Source organism: Arthrobacter alpinus (assembly GCF_900105965.1).
GTDB classification, from domain to species: domain Bacteria; phylum Actinomycetota; class Actinomycetes; order Actinomycetales; family Micrococcaceae; genus Specibacter; species Specibacter alpinus.
The window spans coordinates 840,134-861,524 of record NZ_FNTV01000001.1 but is presented as its reverse complement, the minus strand read 5'-3'; the positions used below and the strand labels follow the sequence as shown (position 1 = coordinate 861,524).

Genomic DNA, 21,391 nt, shown 5'->3' with positions numbered 1-21,391 from the left:
TAAACCCTAGTCGTCCTTCTCGAGCGGAGCCGGGATGGTGCCGCCGTTGAGTTCCGGTGATACAGCGGCCGCAGGGGCTGCCGGCGCCTCTGCTTCCTTCTTCGGGGCGGTTGAACTCTCGTTTGCCGTTGCTTCCTTGGTTTGCTTGGATTGCCCGGAATCCTTGGCGGCAGGACTCAGTGGCTCAGGTGCCGCCACGGGAACGGGGACGACGGGTGCGTCGATCCGAGCCGGCGGAATGACCACTAAGCCTTTGGCATCGGCGGTGGCGGGCTGGGGAGATCCACTGACCTTCTTGGTGCGCACATCGATCTGACCCGTTGTGGCGGCCGGGACCATGCCCAAGGCAGCCGCCTGGGAAACCAGCTGCTGCGGCGCTTGTTTGGCGGCAATGTCCTGCTCGAGTGACTGATTGACCTTGTACAGGTCTGATTGCTGGTTCTTCAGTCCCACCAGTTCATACTGGCCCTTGGATACCGAGATGCTCATGACCAGCACCACAGCCATGGCTGTCACTACCACCGCGAACAAGATGACCATCAAGGATCGGGAGCTTCGCTTCGGGGAGGAGACCACCAACGACAGCGGGGTCCGAGCCTTCTTGGACTTCTCCGGGGCAATGGCGGGACTGCCCGGACGGGGATCAGCCAACGGCGTACGCAGGACACGGGCGTTGCTGCCCGTGGTCATCGGAAAACTGCGTGCTGCTTGCTGACTCATGCCTCGCTCCTGATCCTGATCTTTTCCACGGCCCGCAAACGCGCCGAGGCCGCTCGTGGATTTTCCGCAATTTCTTCGTCTGTGGGTATCTCTGTGCCCTTGGTAAGGCGTTTAAGAGTTGCCTTGTGCTCTTCCAACTCCACCGGGAAGCCAGCGGGCGCCGAAGATTGAGAACCAGCGGCAAAGACGGCTTTCACGATCTTGTCTTCGAGCGAGTGATAGGACATGACAACAGCACGGCCGTGCAGAGCGAGGGCATCAACGGCGGCCGGAATCGCTGTTTCCAGCACGCTCAATTCCTCGTTGACCTCGATGCGCAGGGCCTGAAAGGTTCGCTTGGCGGGGTGTCCACCCGTACGAGCCGCTCCGGAAGGTACAACGTTGCGGATAATGTCAACGAGTTCACCCGTACGCGTCAGGGGCGCCTTGTCACGTGCCGCGACGATGTGGTTTGCGATGCGTCCGGCGAACTTTTCCTCGCCCCACTTGCGGATGATCCGGACAAGATCTTCTTCGGAGTAAGTATTGAGGACATCGGCGGCTGTCTGGCCCCGGCTCGTGTCCATTCGCATGTCCAAAGGTGCGTCAAAGGAATAGGCAAAGCCGCGATCACGCTCGTCGAGCTGGAGTGAGGAAACGCCTAGATCCATCAAGATTCCGTCGATGGCACCAATGCCCAGATCCTCGAGGACGTCGGCGATTTCGTCGTAGACGGCATGCACCAGGTCCGTGCGGTCTGCAAAAGGTGCCAGGCGCTCTCCGGCGAGGCCAAGGGCCTCGGTGTCACGGTCAATTCCGATCAAGTGCAGATCAGGGTAACGCTGCAACATGGCTTCGCTATGACCGCCCATGCCCAGCGTTGCATCAATAACTATGGGGGTGCGAGACGCTGCGCGGGCAACCTCGAAGGCAGGCGCCAAAAGATTGATGCAGCGGTCTTTTAGAACGGGAGTGTGGCGTTCGGACGTAGGTGGCGTGGGGGTATCCGACGTCATCACGACTCCGTTTCTCTTCGGTCAAAACCGGTCAGGGGACTTCACTCCCAGTGGCAATGCAAACTGGCTAATAAATATGGTGCTTGTACTGCTGTGTTAATGCTGCGCTGGCCCGTCCGCACCTTTGCGGATTGTGTTCTTGAACCAGATCCCCCTCCGCGCCAAGCTGTGCCACGCCTGGCTCCGGGGAAGGTGAGTCAGGAAGAGGCCATGCTGGGCGGCTGGAGATCTCATTCAAGACCACCGATGAACGCTGTAGTGCAACTACTCGTTGACGAATGCGACTAGCTAATTCCGGGGATGGCGAGTTCGTCAGTTGCGGCGAATGCGCTCTCCTTAGCTGTCAGGTATTCGTGCCAAGCAGCGGAATCCCAGATCTCTGCCCGGCTGCCGGCGCCAATGACAACCAGCTCCTTCTCGAGACCTGCGTAGGAACGAAGGGTGGCCGGAATGGTCACCCTTCCTTGCTTGTCGGGAACCTCGTCAGAAGCTCCCGAAAGAAAGATTCGAATGTAGTCCCGTGCCGCCATGTTGGACAGTGGAGCGTCCTGCATTTGGGCTAAGACCTTTTCGAATTCCCTTGCACTGAAGACATAAATACAGTTTTCCTGCCCCTTGGTAAGGACAAGTCCGCTGGAAAGTTCCTCCCGGAACTTTGCGGGAAGGATGATGCGGCCCTTCTCATCAAGGCGTGGTGAATGTGTTCCGAGAAACAACGTTCACCGCCTTCATTGTTGAGAGCCTAACCCCGATCCCCTCTTACGTGCTCCACATTACTCCACAATCCTCCACCGTCAACTCCACTTTAGGGCGTGTTGAGCTGTGAATGGGATTAATATTCCGCGTCTTTTCAAGGATTCCCACACGGGGCGCGTGGTGGAGGGAATATTGGGGTGTCCGCCACAGTGACTCCACCCGACGGGGTCATTTAGCCGTATTCGCCCCGCAAATGACCCATGGTTCACCCAGATCATGCCCCCTTGGCCGCTCCAGGGCATCCGGTGGTGGAAAGTGGAGGAGATGGGGGTTAAAACAAAAAAGGCCCCCGGAGGGGCCTTGGTTGTTCAAATACTAGGCTGGTGGACGTCGGCGCCTACTGTTCGCGGCGACGCTCTTCCCACTTTTCTTCGAGTCCATTCATGAAGCCACTCTTTTGCTTGGCCCGGCTTTTTCCGCCCGTTGCGTTGGGGCCCTGCTGATCGGCGGCAAACTTTGGTTTGGAAAGTGCCAAGTAGACGCCGCCGCCCATGATGAGGAATCCCAGAATTCCCACCACGATCAATTGCGACGCCACGCCGCCAAGGACCGTCAGCAATCCGACGATCACGACGAGAACACCCATGACCACGTTGCGCATCGACATTGAGCGCGATGATTCAGATGACAGGGCGTTGGCAAACTTGGGATCTTCAGCATGCAGCTGCTGCTCCAACTGGTCCAACAGTCTCTGCTCATGTTCAGAGAGGGGCATGACGACCTCCTTCAGGTCAAGGGCCGCTGGGGTCTTTCCTTGTTAACGACCCTACCGCCGAAATGATTCCCCACAAACCAGTTTTCATGGAACTTTCAATACTGTGTCCGCGGTTGTCAATTTCGTCGTTTCGTCATCAACAAATTAACTCCTACACCTAACAATAGGCTTCATTTTGCCGAACTGAAACCCACTCAAGCATTGCTACTGTTCGCGCGGCTTAAGCAGCCGAGCTGGACCTATTTTCGCGTTCCCAAACCGTGCCGCGATGGCATCCCCCACCACCTCGGCATTGCGCGAATTGTCATCGCGGGGATCCAATGTGAACTGCAGTGGCGCACTGTCCAAGGTTTCCAGCTTTTCCACCCGTACGCCGATCAGGCGCACGCTCTGTGGCCGGTCCCCCAGGGCACGCAGCAGTGCTACCGTGCCAGCATAGATTTGCGTGGCACTGTCGGTGCTGGCACTGAGCGCCTTGGATCGGGTGATGGTGGAGAAATCGGAATACTTGATCTTGAGGGCAAGCGTGCGGCCACTTAGCCCGGCCTCGCGGAGGCGAGCTGCAACTCGATGCGACAGCCGCAACAGCTCTCGCGTCAAAACCTCATTGTCAAAGGTGTCCTGGGCGAAAGTTTCCTCGGCACCAACGCTCTTCTCTTGATGCTCAGGGGTCACCGGCCGCGGATCGATCCCCCAGGACAGGGCATGTAAGGAAGCGCCGGTACTTCCCAGCGCCTTCTGCAGGGACGGCAGAGGTGTTGCGGCAACATCGGCCACGGTAAAGATGCCCAGCCGCGCCAGCACCTCGCGTGTCTTCGCCCCAACTCCCCACAACGCTTCCACGGGGAGGGTGTGCAGGTACTCCACGGTGCGTGCCTTTTCGATGAGCAGCATGCCATCGGGTTTGCAGCGGGTGGAGGCAACTTTAGCCACGAACTTGCTGGCCGCAATTCCAACCGATGCTGTGATTCCGATCTCGGCTGCAATGCGTCGGCGAATCAGGGCCCCAATCTCCAAGGGTGTCCCCAATCGGCGCAGCGAACCACTGATGTCCAGGAATGCCTCGTCAACGCTGAGCTGTTCAACGGTGTCGGTAATGGAGCCGAACACCGTCATGACATCGGCGGAAACTTGGTAGTAGAGCTGATGGCGCGGCTCAATTACCACGGCCGCCGGACACATCCGCATGGCGGTGGACATGGGCATGGCCGAGCGGACGCCGAGGGCGCGAGCCTCATAGGAGGCTGAAAGGACAACCGAGCGCCCTCCAGGGAAGCCAACAATCACTTTCTTGCCCACGAGCTCCGGCCGGTCCCGCAGCTCAACAGCGACAAAGAACATGTCCATGTCAACGTGCATGACGGTGCACCCGGCCTGCTCGGGGGCGTGCGCCTGCCCTGTTAGTTGATCCGCATTCACCCTTCAAGTCTAGTGATTTGCCAGAGACCAAGGCACCGCCGTCCATCATGGGTAAACTGGACGGGATGCCATCCCACAGGCTCCGGAAGCTAAGGAAACGCTCATGACTGAACAAACACTGCGCACGGGGCGCACACTGACTGCCACTCGCACCCGACTGGCCGCTGCTGCCGCGACTGCCGCCGTGGTCCTCTTAACGGCCTGCTCAAGTCCCGCCCCCAGCGAATCTTCCTCCGCAGCCCCACAGGGCACAGCATCGCAAAGCACAGCGGCGACGGCATCCTCGAGCGCGGTTCCGACGGCTACTGCTGCGCCGTCCGCCGAGACTGCGGTCAAGGAGCTCGTGGCAGGTTTCCCGGCGACTGTATTGCCGCTCATGAAGGGCGCCCAGATCCAAACCTCAAGCATCCAGCACGCCGAGCCTGTGTCCACGGCAGCCCTGACGGCCACCGTTACGGCGCCCTCGGCCGATGTGTTGAGCTATTACACCAAGGCGTTCACCGATCAGGGCTTCAAGGCCCAGCCAGGGGATGCTGTCGATGGCGTGCCGTTGAAGACGTTCGTGCGCGCAGATGGTGCGGAAATTCTCACTGTCTCAGTCATCCAGACGGCCTCAACCGCAACCTTCACGCTCGGCGCCACCTTGCTCCCGGCTTCTTTTAAGTAGCACCCGTTTTAAGTAGCACCCGGCTTTAACTTCTCAACACCTGTTCCACGACAACTGATCCAACAGCAAGGAATCTTGAACGCATGAATGCAACGCCTGTCCCGTCCGGCGCCACACCAACGGCCGAACACGATGCCTTCATTGCAGCGGTTGCGCAGCAGCTCACGAGCTTTCTCGCCGAAAAGCATGAGCTCTTGGCGCAGATTTCCCCTGACACCCTGACGTTGATTGAATCCATCAAGACCCTTGTCACAGGCGGAAAACGCATGCGGGCGCTGTTGTGCTACTGGGGGTGGCGCGGAGCAGGTGGGGCCGCCGATGCCGAGGCAGTTGTTCAGGCTGGCGCTGCCTTGGAACTCTTCCAGGCCGCAGCACTGATTCACGACGACATCATTGACCGTTCGGACACGCGCCGCGGCGGACCCAGCGTGCACCGACAGTTCAGCACCTTGCATTCTCAGAGCAGCTGGGCGCTGGACGACGAACGGTTTGGCCATGCCGCGGCCATCTTGACCGGAGATCTCTGCCTCTCCTTGAGCGAAGAGATGTTCTCCCGCGTTGGCTCCGGATCGGCCGGTTCGCTCTCCCCCGCTGCCGCCGCTCGAGCTCGCGCGGTCTTCAACGTGATGCGCACCGAGGTCATGGCTGGACAATATCTAGATATTCTGGAGGAAGTTTCCGGACCTTCCAAACCCCATGGCACCGCGGTGGCTCGGGCTTCGGCCATTATTCGTTACAAGAGCGCCAAATATTCCTCCGAGCATCCCCTGGTCTTGGGTGGGGCGTTGGCCGGAGCCGATGAGAACCTTTTGGCCGGCTACAGCGCATTCGCTCTCCCGCTGGGTGAGGCTTTTCAATTGCGCGACGACGTGTTGGGCGTCTTCGGCGATCCCGCCACAACCGGCAAGCCTGCCGGCGATGACCTGCGTGAGGGAAAGCGCACAGTCCTGGTGGGGCTGACCATCGATGCCGCCAATGAGGCCGATGCTACGTTTGTTGATGCAAATCTGGGCCGCCAGGATCTTAGTGACGAAGAGATTGCGCGACTGTGCGCCATCATGGTCGACTCCGGTGCCCTGGCCCGCACCGAGGCCATGATTTCCGAGCTTGGCGAACGTGCCTTCTCTGGACTCGCGCGATTGAACTTGGCGGACTCAGTTGCAGCGGCGCTTTCGACATTGGGCCACGCGGCCGTTTCCCGCACGTCGTAGCACCGGGCGTCACGAAAGTGGCGGGCTGGTGAGAATAAGAGAAAAGAGGAGGGGTTGGGCACCATGCCCAACCCCTCCTCTTTATCTTGTTATTTTCGGGCTTTCCCTCAACAAGCCAGTCCGGCTGTGTTACCAGCCCAGGGCCGACGCGCGGCGACGGATCTCGGTCTTGCGACCACTGATCAGGGCATCAATGGGACGGCCAGGCAGGGATTCATCAGGAGTGTACAGCCACAAAATAGCCGCTTCGTCCTCGAAACCGGCATCCTGGAGCACCGTGATGGTTCCACGGAGGCTTTCGAGAATATGATCTCCGGCAATGAACTCGGCCGGCACGGCACGGATCCGGCGCTCCCCCACGCGGGCTGCAAGCAAGGAACCATCCTTGACGAGAGCGTGAACCCTGGTGACCGAGACATCAAGCATCTCGGCGACATCGGGCAGGGGCAACCATTCGCTGACTACTGTTTCAACATTATTACTCACCATCAAAGGTTCCCACAGATTGCCGCCAACCGTGTAGGCGTGGAGCTCATTCGAAGAAATTTGTGCGGCAATCCACAGCGGGGTCCCACTTAACCGTGCTTTAGTGTAAATTTTCTGGTAGTCACATTAGTAACAACATTCCCATTGGTCTCATCCGTAACGGAAACTTGAGGTACGCACCCATGACTCCCACACGCCCTTCTCCCGCCGCCACAAAGCCGGCCACGGGTGGCAAGCAGCTGGTTGCAGTCGCCACCGCGGCAATTCCGGTTGTTATGCTCTCATCCTTGGGCCTCGCAGCTCCGGCCACAGCGGCCCCAGCCCAGACGGGCGTTGCCCCGCAGGGCGTGCACGGCGCCGTTGACTCCCAAAAAGTTGTGGCCGCAGTCCAGGCGCGCACAGCCGCTGCCACCAGCCGCATCCCATCAAGCCTCGTAGCCAGCTCCGTGCCGCGTGCCGTCACCGCACTCAGCTCTGCCCAGTCTTCCCTCACCACGCAGGTGGCGAGCACCCTAAAGGCACAGTCTGGCAAGGTTTCCCATACAGTGGTTGCCGGTGACACGGTTTCCGGCATTGCCGCCGAGTACGGGGTGTCCGTGGCATCCGTGCTGGAACGCAACAAACTTTCCGCTGACTCCGTCATTCACCCGGGCAAGGTCCTGAGCATTTCCGGTGCCACGGCGGCCGCTCCGAGCACCAGCACCGCCACGGCCTCGGCGAGTTATACGGTTCGCGCCGGTGACACGCTCAGCGGCATTGCTGCCGACCACAAGATCAGTCTGTCCAGCATCTTTTCCCTGAACGATCTCAACGACGGCTCCATCATCCACCCCGGTCAAAAGGTCAAGGTGGGCGGGCAGAGTTCGCCGGCCCCGGCGTCGAACACCACCGCAGCGCCCGCCAAGCCCGCCAGTGGCAGCGAGTACGTCATCAAGGCCGGCGACACGCTTTCGGCCATTGCAACAAAGAATGACGTCAGCCTGTCCGCTTTGCTCTCGGCCAACGGTGTAGACGCCAAGGCTCCGATCTTCCCCGGCAAAACACTCACCATCCCGGGCCTGAACGCTGCCTCGAGCGAGATTACCCCCATCACGCCCAAACCAACGGACACTCCCGCCGCCTTGGCCCCTGAGGATCAAGTGCCCAGCACCTTCCTGCACTACACCTACCCGGCCGCCGTGGTGAGTGACGCCAACAAGAACAAGGCAATGCTGTTGGCCGCCCCGTCACCGTCACAGGAGCAGATGAAGGAGCTGGTAGCCAGCACCGCGGCCCGCATGGGCGTGGATCCGGCACTGGCAATGGCGTTTGCCCAGCAGGAGTCCGGATTCAACCATCAGTCGGTTTCACCGGCCAACGCCATCGGCACCATGCAGGTCATCCCGGACGCCGGCGAGTGGGCCTCCGGTCTCGTTGGCCGCGAGCTGAACCTGCTCGATCCCCAGGACAATGTCACCGCCGGCGTGGCCATTATCCGCGCTCTCCTCAAGGGCGCACCTAGCGAGACCGAGGCTATTGCCGGTTACTACCAGGGCCAATACTCCGTGAGTGTCAACGGGTTGTTCCCCGACTCTGAGGTCTACGTCGCAGGCATCAACGCCAACCGTGAGCTTTTCCGGTAACCAAAAAGTGCCCGGTCAAGGGCATAAAGTACGCTTTAGACGAAAAGGGACCGCCAGCGCAGTGTTGCTGGCGGTCCCTTTTGCATACTGCTTCTAAGGTGGAAGAGTGCATGATCTCTCTGATGATCCGTTGAACGGGTCAACCATCGATGAACGCTATCTGGTTCTCTCCAAGGTGGCGCACGGTGGCATGTCCACTGTGTACCTGGCCAAGGACCTGCGGTTGGGCCGAAACATTGCCCTCAAGATCCTGCACCCACATCTGGCGACGGACACGGCCTTCATTGCTCGTCTGCGCCGCGAGGCTCAGAGCGCCGCGAGCCTGTCGCACCCGCACGTGGTCCAGATACATGATCACGGCGTTGGGCCACAACACGCTTACCTGGTCTTTGAATTCATTGACGGCTACACCCTCAGGGACATCATTCATGAGAATGGGGCGCTGAGCCCCCGGCAGGCCTTGGAACTGCTGGACCCCGTGGTTGAAGGACTTGCGGCCGCGCATAACGCCGGCCTGGTGCACCGGGACGTCAAACCCGAGAACGTCCTGATTTCCCGGACCGGTTGGGTTAAGATCGGTGACTTTGGCTTGTCCCGTGCCGTCACCACCTCAACCAATACCGGCACTCTGCTGGGTACTGTAGGTTACATCGCCCCGGAATTGGCCCGCGGCCAGGGCGGTGACGCGCGTAGTGACATTTACTCCGCCGGCATCATGCTTTACGAGCTCCTGACAGGCATGCAACCTTTCCGCGGTGAGATGCCTGTGGCAGTGGTCATGTCGCACATTCAAGACGAGGTCCCCGCACCATCCCTTGCAGTTCCGGGCCTCCCCCGGTCATGGACGAACTCGTCCGATACATGACAGAGAAGGACCCTGATCACAGACCCGCCAACGGCGCCGCGTTGCTGGAAGACCTGCGCCACATCCGGCAGACCCTTTCCGCGGCCGAGTTGGACGTTGGTGCGGCCCCGGGCGGCCTGAAGGTACCGGCAGGCCGGGCGCTGGCTGCCCCAACTGCACAAGCCAACACCGAGGTCATCGGCGGGCCAAGCTTTTCCCCCGACGCCACCAGCGTTATCGCCGCACCCCACTTCCCCACATCCGTCCTGCCAGCGTCTCCACGGCTATATACGGACGACGTCGACACAGCCGCCGCGGATGCCTCTGAGGACGCCGTGGGGCCACTGACGAAGCGGCAGGCGTCCGCCGCAGCCAAAGTACGAGCCAAGGCCGCGGCGACGCCCACCAAGACCCTGGGCACCAAGAAGCCCAAGCGCAGGGCGCTGCTGTGGATTCTCCTGGTGGGTATCTTGGCGGTGCTGGCGGCGACTGCCGGTTGGTTCGTTGGCTTTGGTCCAGGCGCACTTGCCACGGTCCCTGATGTGCACAACAAGACCGTGCCCCAGGCCCAGGAGATGCTGCTGGCAGCGGGCTTCGAGCAGGTCCCCACCGCCGATATCTTCGATGAGAAGGTGGCGGCCGGCTTCATCGTGTCCACGAATCCCGAGGCAGGTTCATCCGTCCGCAAATTCAACGCCATCACCTTGCAGGTTTCCCGTGGACCCGTTCTCTACGCGGTCCCCACCCTGACAGGGCAGCAACTCGAGGCTGCCAGGAAGGCACTCGTTGACGCGCACCTGACCGAGGGAAATGTCAGTGAAGCCTTTGATGAGAAGGTTCCGGCCGGGGTCGTGCTTGGCCAGGATCCCGCGGCGGGGAAGGAATTCCGCGCCGGCACCAAGGTCAACTTCTCAGTGTCCAAGGGGCCCAAGCCCATTCCTGTCCCGTCCGTGGCCGGAAAGACCGAGGCCGACGCCCTGGCAGCCCTGAAGGCCGTGGGCCTGGTGGGTGCAGTGGCGCCGGAGCAGGTCAATAGCCGCACGGTTCCCGCCGGTTCCGTGGTGTCCCAGGCGCCCGACAGCGGTAATCTCACCGCCGGTGGCAACGTCACGCTGACCCTTTCCAAGGGGCCAAAGATGATTGCCGTGCCGAGCATGGTGGGCAAACAGGTCGGTGCGGCCACGGCTGAACTCAAGGCCCTTGGCTTTGAGGTCAAGGTTGAGAACCTCCTCGGCGGATTCTTTGGCACGGTGCGCTTCCAATCACCCGAGGGTGGAGAGGCCGCCGAAGGCTCCACCATCATTCTGCGGGTGGTCTAAACCGCTGAGGTTAAACGGAACGGGAGCCGGGATCCTCGGAGCGGGGATGGACTTCGGAGGTCGCCTGGCGACCGAGGAAATCTTGCTGCCCGCGGGAGGATCTCGGCTCCCGTTCGTTGTGGGTCTCCTACTGGGACTTGCGCAAGCCTTCAGCCACGAGGAATGCCATTTCCAGGGACTGCTTGTGGTTCAGGCGGGGATCGCAGACAGACTCGTAACCGGTCAGGAATGCTTCCTGGTCGATCGGGTCGGCACCACCGAGGCACTCGGCGACGTCGTCGCCGGTCATTTCCACGTGCAGGCCACCGGGAACAGTTCCCTGGGCCTCATGGACCTCGAAGAATCCGCGAACTTCGTCGATGACATCGTCGAAGTTGCGGGTCTTGTATCCGTTGGGTGAGGTGACAGTGTTGCCGTGCATGGGGTCGGTGACCCACAAGACCTGGGCGCCGGAGGCCGTGACCTTCTCGAGCAGATTCGGGAACTTCTCGCGGATGTTGTTCGCACCCATGCGGGTGATGAACGTCAGGCGCCCGGGCTCGCGGTTCGGGTCCAGCTTGTCGATGAGACGCAAGGCGTCATCCGGTGCCGTGGTGGGGCCCAGCTTGACGCCGATCGGGTTGCGGACGCGTGAGAGGAAGTCAACGTGTGCCTGGTCCAGATCGCGGGTGCGCTCCCCGATCCACAGGAAGTGGGCCGAGGTGTCGTACGGCAAACCGGTGCGTGAATCGATGCGTGTCAGTGCACGCTCGTAATCCAGCAGCAGGGCCTCGTGGCTGGCGAAGAACTCAACGGTCTTGAGCGCCTCAAAGTCGGCGCCGCAGGAGGCCATGAACTTGATGGCGCTGTCGATCTCCTTGGCCAACTGCTCGTAACGGCTGTGCGCGGGGTTGGAGGTGAAGCCGCGGTTCCACTCGTGCACGCTGCGCAGGTCGGCGAAGCCGCCCTGCGTGAAGGCACGGATCAAATTCAGGGTGGATGCCGAGGTGTGGTAGGCCTTGAGCATGCGGGCCGGATCGTGCTGGCGGGACTCCGGGGTGAACTCGTAGCCATTGACGATGTCTCCGCGGTAGGCCGGGAGGGTCACGCCGTCGCGCGTTTCATCATTGGAGGAGCGCGGCTTGGCGAACTGGCCGGCCATGCGCCCCATCTTGATGACGGGCAGCTGCGCACCGTAGGTCAGGACAACGGCCATCTGCAGGATGGTCTTGACGCGGGCGCTGATCTTGTCCGCGGTAGCCGCCTCGAAGGTTTCGGCGCAGTCGCCGCCCTGCAACAGGAAAGCCTTGCCCTGGGCGGCCTGGGCCAGCCGTGAACGCAAAACGTCCACCTCGCCTGCAAACACCAGCGGAGGCAGGACGGAAAGCTCCTTGACCGTGGGCTCAAACGCCGGGGACTGGGACCAGGTGGGCTGCTGGGCGATCGGAAGGCTGCGCCAGTCATCCAGACCAGGGTAAACGGCGGCACCGGGTACGGAAATTCCGGCGGCGGGTGCAAGAGAGTCATTAGTGGTTAGATCAGTCACGCCTTAAGGGTATCCCCCAAAGCCGCAGCCCACTAACTAGTCCGCCACCTGAGATGACTTTTCACCATTTGCATCTTGGCGAGTTCAGTTGGGCGCAGTCTCATCGCCTTGCGGCGCGTCTTGCATGGCTTCATCCTTGGCGCCGTCTTTCTTGGCACCAATCACGGTTACAGCACCCGGGGCCAAGGTTGTATTCGGATCAATCCGAACCGCCTCGCTAGCCACAGCCGGCTTGGCTGATTTCTCGGCAGCGATCTTGTCCTTGATGGTGCTGGCGTACGAGTCAACGTACTCCTGGCCTGACAGGCGCATGAGTTCATACATGATCTCGTCCGTGACGGAGCGCTGCACAAAGCGGTCATCGGCCATGCCTTGATAGCGGCTAAAGTCCATGGGCTCACCAAAAATGACGCCGAGTCGGCGGATCGTCGGTATGCGTCGGCCGATCGGCTGGACCTTGTCGGTGCCAATCATGGCCACCGGAATCACGGGAACGTTGGCGGTAAGCACCAGCTTGGCAACACCTACCTTGCCGCGATACAAGCGCCCATCCGGGCTGCGCGTACCTTCGGGATAGATTCCCAACAGTCCACCCTCGTTCAGGACGTCAATGCCGGTCTGGAGTGAATTCGCGGAGGCAGCCCCACCGGACCGGTCCATGGGCAGCTGGTTGGTCAGCTTGAAGAATGCAGCCGTCAGGCGCCCCTTGATGCCTTTTCCCGTGAAGTAGTCACTCTTGGCCAGGAAAACCACTGGACGCGGAACCATCAGCGGCATGAAGATGGAGTCCGAGAAAGACAGGTGGTTGCTGGCAAGCACGGCGGGGCCGTCAACTGGCAAGTTGTCCAGGCCCTTGGTCCAGGGCCGGAACAGCACCTTCAAAACAGGGCCTAGAAAAATCTTCTTTAGTACCCAATAGATCACGGTGGTGTTCCTCCTCTGGCGCTGCCGGTTGCGCGTGAACCGGGTTCATGGCGGTTCCCCCGCTGTGAACGTATCAACAGTAGTCTAGTGAAAGCAGCACACAATCGCGGCAGCATGGCCGCAGCCACGATAGGTACTTCCCCGGACATGAACTCCGGGCAGGAAAGGGGCCATCTCGATGGTGCAATCGTTCCGTTCCCAGGGGCACGGGGAACTGGCCCGCATTGGCGTAGCCGTGTGTCACGGATTCACCGGATCCCCGGTGAGCATGCAGGGCTGGAGCGATTACCTGGCCGAAGCGGGTTTTGCCGTAAACATGCCCTTGCTTGCCGGTCACGGGACCACGTGGCAGGAGCTCAGCAAGACCCCTTGGGAGGACTGGTACCGGGACTTCGAGGCGGCATACCTGGAATTGGCCGCTCGCTGCGACACCGTGTTCGTTGCCGGCATGTCCATGGGCGGTGCGCTGGCTTTGCGCGTGGCCGCCTTGCACCCCGTGGCGGGTGTGGCCGTGGTGAACCCTGGGTTGACATTCTCTGATCCCAAAGCGAAATATGCTGGCATGCTCAAGTTCGTTCTTAAGAGCGTTCCAGCCATTGGCAATGACATGAAGGTGCAGGGAATCAGCGAAGGCGCCTATCCTCGCACACCCATTGCTGCTGTTCACCAATTGGCGCAACTTTTCGAAAACACCATTGAACTGCTCCCCCGCGTCACCGCCCCGACACTGGTGTTTCGATCCACGGTGGATCACGTGGTTCCCGATTCCAGCGTTGAGGTCATCAAGGAAAAGTTGGGTGCCGCCGAGTTGCAAATCATTCCCCTGGAAAACAGCTACCATGTAGCCACAATGGACCATGACGCGCCGTTGATTTTTTCCCAGTCTGTTGATTTCTTCCGAAGGAACCACCATGCAATCTGATCCCGGTGCGGGTGCACCTCACACGGGCGGCAACGACGACGAGGTGTGGCGTGACTTGGTGGCCCGGCTCGAGGAGCGTGAAGACGCTTTCATGGACGGCCCCGACGCAAATCAGCCTGCTGACCCCAAGAGTGTCAGCGACTTTGACCCCCTGGGCGTTTGGCGCAGCGAATCCCTGCCCCATCCCGACGCGAACGACGCCGATGCTGCCGAGGGCGGGCCGCGGGACCATGACCCGGAGGACTTCGATGACGAATTTGTGCCGGAGGAACCTCCCAGCCTGAGCAACACGGAGCCGGCGATCATGCTGTCGTGGATTGCGGCCGCGGGCGGCCCACTTTTCCTGCTGTTCTCGGCCATCTTTTGGCGCCAGGCGCCGATGCTGTTGATCGTGGGCGTGATTGCTGCATTCCTCGCCGGCGCCGGTTACCTGCTGTTCCGCCTGCCCAGCCATCGCGATGATGACGGTGGCGACGGCGCCGTCGTCTGACCTTCCATCGGGAGCGGCTGGCCTCAGGAGCGGGTGCGGGACAGATCGGCGGCGCCGATGAGTCCCGCCGCGGCTCCCAGCTCTGCCACGGTGATGGCAGCCTCCTTGCGGTATCCGCGGCCGGTCAGGTTCCGCGCATAGGCGCGCCGGGCCGGCTCCAAGAGCAGGTCACCTGCGGCGCTGAGCCCGCCGCCGATGACAAAGATTGCCGGGTCAAGGGCGGCGGCAAGGTTGGCCATGCCCAGACCCAGCCAGTCCCCCACTTCGGCGACGAGTTCCTGCGCGGTGGCTTCCCCCTGCAAGGCCAGCTCCGTAACAACTGTTCCGGTGATGTCCTTGGCTTTTCCGTGGGTAGCCTCCAGAAGCCCGGCGGCCATGGGAGATTGTTTCCGGGCCAGCTCGCGCCCTTCCCTGCCCAGGGCGTTTCCGGATGCGTACTGCTCCCAGCAACCCCGGTTTCCGCATTCGCAACGGTGACCTCCGGGCATGATGATCTGGTGACCAAATTCGCCAGCCATGCCAAAGGCTCCGCGCTCAACTTTGCCGTCCAACACCAGTGCGCCACCAATACCGGTCCCCAAGGTCAACATGATCATCCTTGAGTGGCCACGGCCGGCCCCGAAGTGGGATTCCGCCCAGGCCGCCGCATCGGCGTCGTTGGTCACCAAGACAGGGCGCCCCAGCATACTTTCAAGGGTGTCTCGCAAGGGTTCATCGCGCCACGCCAGATGTGGGCTAAACACCACACGGGCCCCCTCCAGGTCCATCCATCCGGCGGCGCCGATTCCCACAGATTCAATCTTGTGCCGGGTACCGAGCTCGGTGACAAGTTCCACGATCACCGACTCGACGGCGCGAGCATCCCGGCCCGGAGTGACTCGCCGGAGTTCTTCGATGATGACTCCGGCCCCATCAACAACTCCGGCAGCGACTTTGGTGCCGCCGATGTCGATCCCCAGCGCCAAAGGCCTGCCGGGTGCCGCCGGCACGTGGGTGTCTTCGGGTGTGCGCGTCGCGACGGAGCGAGTTTGAGTATGTGGCGAAACCATCTACCGATTCTAGCCAGCCAAACCCACAATCTTGCACCTCCGGCCGTCAGCTTGGCCTGGGCGGCCGCGGGCGCCGACTTGGAAAGTGTGAGCTGCGCAACATAAAGTTACTCATGAGTAACATCGGCTACCGAACGAAACGTCCACTGGGCCGATAGAGTGAAGCAACACGATCGCCGCGCCACATATCAAAGGAGCTATTGTGCAAGAGATTTCCGTTCCGGCCCAGGTTGTCAGTCCCCGGACCATGAACACCACCGATTTTGTTCTGCGTCAGGCCAAGCTGGCCTCCAATCCCGCACTTTTCTCCAAACGCAATGAAGACAATGTCTGGGTTGACGTATCCGCCAAGGAATTTTTGGCCGATGTCAGCGCCATCGCCAAGGGACTTATTGCCTCTGGTATCAACGCGGGCGATCGCGTGGGCATCATGGCCCGCACCCGCTATGAATGGTCACTCGTTGACTTTGCCATCTGGTTTGCCGGTGCCGTTTCCGTTCCGATCTACGAAACATCTTCACCGTCACAGGTGGCCTGGAACCTGGGCGATTCGGCTGCGGTCGCAGTTTTCGCCGAAACCGGCGCTCACGAGAACATCATCCGGCAGGCTGCACACAACGAAGGCCTCACCACCTTGGCCCACGTGTGGCAGCTCGAAGGTGACGGCCTGGATCCCCTGCGCGAGGCCGGCAAGGACGTCAGCGATGAGACCTTGGAGACCGCTCGCACGGCCAACGGCCTCGATGACATAGCCACCATTATTTACACCTCCGGCACCACGGGCCGCCCCAAGGGATGCATGCTCACACACAGCAACTTTGTGGAGCTAAGCGAGAACGCACTCGCTGTCCTGGCCCAAACCGTGGTGACGCCGGGCTCACAAACCATTATGTTCCTGCCGCTGGCGCACGTTTTTGCTCGGTACATCTCCGTGTTGGCCGTGGCAGGCGGCGCCAAGGTGGGTCACACCCCAGATATTAAGCACCTGCTGGCTGACTTGCAAAGCTTCAAGCCCACGTTTATTTTGGCTGTGCCGCGCGTGTTTGAAAAGGTCTACAACTCAGCCTCCCTTAAGGCAGAAAGTGAAGGCAAGGGCAAGATCTTTGCCATCGCCGCTCACACCGCCGTTGATTACGCCCGCGCCGCCCAGACCGGCAAGGTGGGCATCGTCTTGAAAGCCAAGCATGCCTTGTTCGACAAGCTGGTTTACTCCAAGCTCCGCGCCGCCATGGGAGGCAATGTTCGTCACGCCGTCTCCGGCGGCGGGCCCTTGGGCGAACGCCTGGGTTACTTCTTCCAGGGGATTGGCCTGCAAATCCTTGAAGGCTACGGCCTCACCGAGACAACGGCCCCCATCACCGTCAACCGCCCCGAGCGGATCAAGATCGGCACCGTGGGCGCGCCCCTGCCAGGGAATGCCGTGAAGATTGCCGACGACGGCGAGATCCTCACCAAGGGTGTGTGCGTCATGAAGGGCTACTACGGTCGCGATGACCTGACGGCCGAGACGTTCATTGACGGCTGGTTCCGTACGGGCGACATCGGCGAACTTGATGACCAGGGCTTCCTGAAGATCACGGGACGCAAGAAGGAAATCATCGTCACCTCGGGAGGCAAGAACGTTGTTCCCGCCCTGCTGGAAGATCAGATCCGTGCCGACGCCATAGTTTCCCAGTGCGTTGTCATTGGCGAGCAGCGCCCGTTTATCGCCGCGATTGTGACACTGGATGAGGAAGCCCTGCCGCAATGGGGCAAGGCCCACGGCCTCAACGCCGGCATCACTGTTGAAATGGCCGCCAATGATCCGATCGTCATCGCCGCCGTGCAGAAAGCCGTCAACCGGGCCAACAGCTCAGTGTCATCGGCCGAGGCCATCAAGCAGTTCCGGATTGTCGACACCGACTTCACCGAGACATCCGGCCACCTCACCCCGTCCATGAAGGTCAAGCGCGGCCAAGTCCTGAAGGATTTCAACTCCGTCGTGGAGGACATCTACCTGAGCAAGAAGCCAGCCTAAGGCTCCAGTCAGATTTGAAAACGCAGATGGTGCGATAAAATCGTGAAGATTTATCGCACCATCTGCGTTTTCGTTTTAAGTCTGGAACAAGCAGAACCGGCGGCGCCGGCTCCCGGAGCGGGGATGGATTTTCAAGGTCGCCCAGCGACCGAGCAAATCTTACTGCCCGCGAGGGAGCCGGCGCCGCCGGTTGGGCCCACGCGCCCGAGGGGCCCCGATCGCAGACGCGCCAGCGTCTGCGATCGGGGCGGGCGTGGGGACTACGCGATAACTACCAGCAGGTCTCCACCCTGGACCTGGGCAACCCCGGCGACGGCGAGACGGCCCACGGTGCCGCCCACCGGCGTCGTAATTGACGCCTCCATCTTCATGGCTTCGATCGTGGCGATCGTGGCACCGGCCTCAACCACGTCGCCCACGGCGACCTTGACGCTGACGGCGCCGGCGAAGGGTGCAGCTACCTGGCCCGGCACTGTCGCGTCGGCCTTCTCGGCGGCCTTGACGGTGCTCTCGATGCTGCGGTCGCGCACCGAGATGGGGCGGCTCTGCCCGTTGAGCTTGCACATCACGGTGCGCATACCCTTTTCATCGGCCTCGGAGATGGTCTCAAGAACGGCGATCAGGCGTACACCCTTGCCCAGATCCACGGCGTGCTCAACGCCCCGGCGAAGGCCGTAGAGGTAGTCGCGAGTGTCCAGCACGGAGACATCTCCGTACGTCTTGCGGACTGCCTCAAAGTCCTTCGTGGGTCCGGCGAAGAGCAAGCGATTCAGGGTAGCGCGTCGAGTTTCGCTGTCCCCGGCAAGTTCCGCACTGTCCTGTGCGCTGAGGGTGCCCATGCGTTCGGTTACGGTGCGGCCCTGCAGTGCCTTGGTGCGGAACGGCTCGGGCCAGCCACCCGGAGGGGTGCCCAGCTCGCCACCGAGGAAGCCAATGACGGAATCCGGGATGTCATAGTTTTGCGGGTTTGCCTCAAAATCGGCCGGGTCGGCCTTGATGCCCACCAGGTGCAGGGCCAGATCGCCCACCACCTTCGATGACGGCGTGACCTTGACAAGGTGTCCCAGGATCCGATCCGCGGCCGTGTACATGTCTTCGATTTCCTCGAAGCGCTCCCCGAGACCCAACGCAATGGCCTGCTGGCGCAGGTTGGAGAGCTGCCCGCCCGGGATCTCGTGGAGGTAAACCCGGCCCGTGGGTGCGGCAAGACCTGACTCGAAGGGTGAGTACAGGCGCCGTACGGCTTCCCAGTACGGCTCCAGGGAGCTGATGGCAGCCAAATCAATCCCGGTGTCCCGCTCGGTGTGTGCCAAGGCGGCAACCAAGGCGGAGGCCGAGGGCTGGCTCGTGGTGCCGGCCAAGGCAGCCGAGGCGACGTCAACGGCGTCGACCCCTGCATTGATGGCCGCCATCAGGGTGGCCAGCTGGCCACCAGCCGTGTCGTGGGTGTGCAGGTGGACGGGCAGCTCGAAGCGTTCGCGCAGGGCGGTGACGAGCTTGGCGGCAGCGGCCGGGCGAAGTACGCCGGCCATGTCCTTGATGGCCAGAATGTGTGCCCCGGCGTCAACAATGCGCTGCGCCAGCTCGAGGTAGTAGTCAAGCGTGTAAATGGTCTCGGCAGGATCCAGCAGATCACCCGTGTAGCACAGGGCCACCTCGGCCACGGCAGTGCCGGTAGCGCGGACGGCCTTGATGGCGGGTTCCATCTGGTCCACATCGTTGAGCGCGTCAAAGATGCGGAAGATGTCGATGCCACTCGCGGCGGCCTCCAGCACAAAGGCATCGGTGACCTCGGCCGGGTACGGCGTGTAGCCAACCGTGTTGCGCCCGCGCAGCAGCATCTGCAGGCAGACGTTGGGGAGGGCTTCGCGCAGCTTGCTCAGACGCTGCCAGGGATCTTCGCCAAGGAAGCGCAGCGAGACGTCATAGGTGGCGCCACCCCAGGCTTCAACGGAGAGCAGCTGCGGCGTCAGCACCGAAACGGCGGGACCGGCAGCCAACAGGTCCCTGGTGCGCACACGGGTGGCCAGCAGCGACTGGTGTGCATCGCGGAACGTGGTGTCGGTGACAGCCACGGGAGTCTGTGCCCGCAGGGCTGCTGCAAAGCCTTCCGGCCCAAGCTCAGCCAGCAGCTGGCGGGATCCGGCCGGAGCCGTTGCCAGATCGACGTCGGGCAGCTTGCGGGCGGGGTCTTCCAAGACCGTCAATTCGCCATGGGGCTTGTTGACGGTTGCATCCGCCAGCCACGTCAGCAGCTTGGTGCCACGGTCGGAGGACACGTGCGAGTTCAGCAGTTCGGGGCGCTCGTCAATGAAGGACGTGGCCACATCCCCAGCGTTGAACGCCGGATCTGCCAGAACCGCCTGCAGGAATGAAATATTGGTGGAGACGCCACGAATACGGAACTCGGCCAAGGCCCGGCGGGCGCGGGAAACCGCTGCCGGATAGTCGCGGCCGCGGCAGGTGAGCTTGACCAGCATGGAATCGAAATGCGGGCTGATCTGGGCACCTGCGTAAATGGTTCCGCCGTCGAGCCTCACACCGGCGCCACCAGCGGAACGGTAGGTGGTGATCTCGTCAACGTCGGGGCGGAAGCCGTTGGAGGGATCCTCCGTGGTTATGCGGCACTGCAGCGCAGCACCCTTGACCTGGACGGTTTCTTGGCTCAGGCCAAGATCGGCAAGGGTCTCGCCAGCTGCAATGCGCAGCTGTGCCTGGACCAGGTCCACGTCGGTGATTTCTTCCGTGACGGTGTGCTCGACCTGGATGCGCGGGTTCATTTCAATGAACACGTGCTGACCGGCCCGCTCCCCCACGGTGTCAACGAGGAACTCCACGGTTCCGGCATTGACGTAACCCATGGCCTTGGCGAACTTGACGGCATCGGCGTGCAGGGCCTTGCGGATGTTCTCATCCAGGTTCGGCGCCGGGGCAATCTCAACCACCTTCTGGTGGCGACGCTGCAGCGAACAATCACGCTCGAACAGGTGGATGACGTTGCCCTCATTGTCGGCGAGGATCTGGACCTCGATGTGACGGGGACGCAACACCGCCTGTTCCAGGAACATGGTCGCGTCACCAAAGGCGGCATCCGCTTCGCGCATGGCGGCCTTGAGCGCTTCCTCCAGGTCCTCGGCCTTTTCAACACGGCGCATACCGCGCCCACCACCGCCGGCAACGGCCTTGGCGAAGATGGGGTAGCCAATCTCGGCGGCGGCACCCAGCAGGTAGTCAAGGTCTGCACTTGGCTTGCTTGACTGCAGGACGGGGATGCCGGCCTTGCGGGCGGCATCCAGGGCGCGAACCTTGTTCCCTGTCAGCTCCAGCACTTCAGCGGGCGGGCCAACAAAGGTAATCCCGGCATCCCTGGCGGCAGCGGCCAAATCCGGATTCTCCGAGAGGAAACCGTAACCGGGGTAGATGGCATCTGCGCCGGCTTCCTTGGCGACACGGATGACCTCCGCCACGTCCAGGTAGGCCCGTACGGGGTGGCCCTCTTCACCGATCAGGTAAGCCTCGTCGGCCTTCTGGCGGTGAATGGAGGTGCGGTCCTCGTAAGGGTAGACGGCCACTGTCTTGGCGCCAAGCTCGTAGCTGGCGCGGAATGCCCGGATCGCGATTTCGCCGCGGTTGGCAACCAGAATTTTCGAAAACATCTCACTCCTGTGTGAACAATGGTGGCGAAGCACGTGCCTCATACCTGAAGCAGT

Annotated in this window: 18 protein-coding genes; 8 read left to right on the top strand and 10 right to left on the bottom strand. The window is 61.6% G+C overall.

The window, feature by feature from the left end; translation table 11 throughout:
• Positions 1–6: 6 nt before the first annotated feature.
• The 5 genes from ftsL to dinB all read right to left on the bottom strand — a co-directional run bounded on the left by ftsL (position 7) and on the right by dinB (position 4,545).
• A complete protein-coding gene (gene ftsL / locus BLV41_RS03925; RefSeq protein ID WP_074710635.1) occupies positions 7–720 on the bottom strand; it encodes a cell division protein FtsL in 714 nt (237 codons plus the stop codon).
• Positions 717–1,715, bottom strand: coding sequence for a 16S rRNA (cytosine(1402)-N(4))-methyltransferase RsmH (gene rsmH / locus BLV41_RS03920; protein WP_044570914.1), 999 nt, complete (start codon positions 1,713–1,715; stop codon positions 717–719). The genes ftsL and rsmH overlap by 4 nt, the downstream gene beginning before the upstream one ends.
• Before the next feature lie 284 nt (positions 1,716–1,999).
• On the bottom strand, positions 2,000–2,431 hold the full coding sequence (gene mraZ / locus BLV41_RS03915; protein WP_044570911.1) for a division/cell wall cluster transcriptional repressor MraZ: 432 nt from the start codon (positions 2,429–2,431) through the stop codon (positions 2,000–2,002).
• Positions 2,432–2,808: 377 nt separating this feature from the next.
• Positions 2,809–3,186, bottom strand: coding sequence for a DUF3040 domain-containing protein (locus tag BLV41_RS03910; protein WP_074710633.1), 378 nt, complete (start codon positions 3,184–3,186; stop codon positions 2,809–2,811).
• Positions 3,187–3,390: 204 nt separating this feature from the next.
• Positions 3,391–4,545 carry a DNA polymerase IV gene (gene dinB, locus BLV41_RS03905; protein WP_074713091.1) on the bottom strand — a complete coding sequence of 385 codons (1,155 nt, stop codon included), beginning with the start codon at positions 4,543–4,545 and terminating at the stop codon, positions 3,391–3,393.
• A gap of 163 nt (positions 4,546–4,708) precedes the next feature.
• Here dinB and BLV41_RS03900 point away from each other — a divergent pair, with 163 nt between their 5' ends.
• Positions 4,709–5,272, top strand: coding sequence for a hypothetical protein (locus BLV41_RS03900; RefSeq protein WP_083360586.1), 564 nt, complete (start codon positions 4,709–4,711; stop codon positions 5,270–5,272).
• Positions 5,273–5,355: 83 nt separating this feature from the next.
• Positions 5,356–6,483, top strand: coding sequence for a polyprenyl synthetase family protein (locus tag BLV41_RS03895; RefSeq protein WP_074710632.1), 1,128 nt, complete (start codon positions 5,356–5,358; stop codon positions 6,481–6,483).
• A gap of 129 nt (positions 6,484–6,612) precedes the next feature.
• On the opposite strand, the gene BLV41_RS03890 is transcribed toward BLV41_RS03895, so the two are convergent.
• Positions 6,613–6,972, bottom strand: coding sequence for an Rv2175c family DNA-binding protein (locus BLV41_RS03890; protein WP_044575322.1), 360 nt, complete (start codon positions 6,970–6,972; stop codon positions 6,613–6,615).
• 179 nt (positions 6,973–7,151) lie between these two features.
• On the opposite strand from BLV41_RS03890, the gene BLV41_RS03885 reads away from it, so the two are divergent.
• The 3 genes from BLV41_RS03885 to BLV41_RS22910 all read left to right on the top strand — a co-directional run bounded on the left by BLV41_RS03885 (position 7,152) and on the right by BLV41_RS22910 (position 10,754).
• Positions 7,152–8,591: a LysM peptidoglycan-binding domain-containing protein gene (locus BLV41_RS03885; RefSeq protein WP_074710630.1), complete on the top strand. Its 1,440-nt coding sequence runs from the start codon at positions 7,152–7,154 to the stop codon at positions 8,589–8,591.
• Between the two features lie 106 nt (positions 8,592–8,697).
• Complete coding sequence (locus tag BLV41_RS22915) at positions 8,698–9,456, top strand: protein kinase domain-containing protein (RefSeq protein WP_342028170.1); 759 nt, start codon at positions 8,698–8,700, stop codon at positions 9,454–9,456.
• Positions 9,453–10,754, top strand: coding sequence for a Stk1 family PASTA domain-containing Ser/Thr kinase (locus BLV41_RS22910; RefSeq protein ID WP_342028169.1), 1,302 nt, complete (start codon positions 9,453–9,455; stop codon positions 10,752–10,754). Before BLV41_RS22915 ends, BLV41_RS22910 begins: the two co-directional genes overlap by 4 nt.
• A gap of 127 nt (positions 10,755–10,881) precedes the next feature.
• On the opposite strand, the gene BLV41_RS03875 is transcribed toward BLV41_RS22910, so the two are convergent.
• On the bottom strand, positions 10,882–12,279 hold the full coding sequence (locus BLV41_RS03875) for a class II 3-deoxy-7-phosphoheptulonate synthase (protein ID WP_074710628.1): 1,398 nt from the start codon (positions 12,277–12,279) through the stop codon (positions 10,882–10,884).
• 84 nt (positions 12,280–12,363) lie between these two features.
• Complete coding sequence (locus BLV41_RS03870) at positions 12,364–13,203, bottom strand: lysophospholipid acyltransferase family protein (protein ID WP_074710626.1); 840 nt, start codon at positions 13,201–13,203, stop codon at positions 12,364–12,366.
• A 178-nt stretch (positions 13,204–13,381) separates the two neighbouring features.
• Between BLV41_RS03870 and BLV41_RS03865 the strand changes: the two genes are divergently transcribed.
• Complete coding sequence (locus BLV41_RS03865) at positions 13,382–14,125, top strand: alpha/beta hydrolase (protein WP_074710624.1); 744 nt, start codon at positions 13,382–13,384, stop codon at positions 14,123–14,125.
• Positions 14,115–14,615, top strand: a complete 501-nt coding sequence (locus BLV41_RS03860) for a hypothetical protein (protein ID WP_074710622.1) — start codon at positions 14,115–14,117, stop codon at positions 14,613–14,615. Before BLV41_RS03865 ends, BLV41_RS03860 begins: the two co-directional genes overlap by 11 nt.
• Before the next feature lie 23 nt (positions 14,616–14,638).
• Here BLV41_RS03860 and BLV41_RS03855 read toward each other — a convergent pair whose 3' ends face one another.
• Positions 14,639–15,664 (bottom strand): ROK family glucokinase, encoded by a 1,026-nt coding sequence (locus tag BLV41_RS03855; RefSeq protein ID WP_074710620.1) that lies wholly within the window; start codon positions 15,662–15,664, stop codon positions 14,639–14,641.
• A gap of 202 nt (positions 15,665–15,866) precedes the next feature.
• Here BLV41_RS03855 and BLV41_RS03850 point away from each other — a divergent pair, with 202 nt between their 5' ends.
• Complete coding sequence (locus tag BLV41_RS03850; protein WP_074710618.1) at positions 15,867–17,681, top strand: AMP-dependent synthetase/ligase; 1,815 nt, start codon at positions 15,867–15,869, stop codon at positions 17,679–17,681.
• Positions 17,682–17,941: 260 nt separating this feature from the next.
• Here BLV41_RS03850 and BLV41_RS03845 read toward each other — a convergent pair whose 3' ends face one another.
• A complete protein-coding gene (locus BLV41_RS03845) occupies positions 17,942–21,337 on the bottom strand; it encodes a pyruvate carboxylase (protein WP_074710616.1) in 3,396 nt (1,131 codons plus the stop codon).
• Positions 21,338–21,391: the final 54 nt, after the last annotated feature.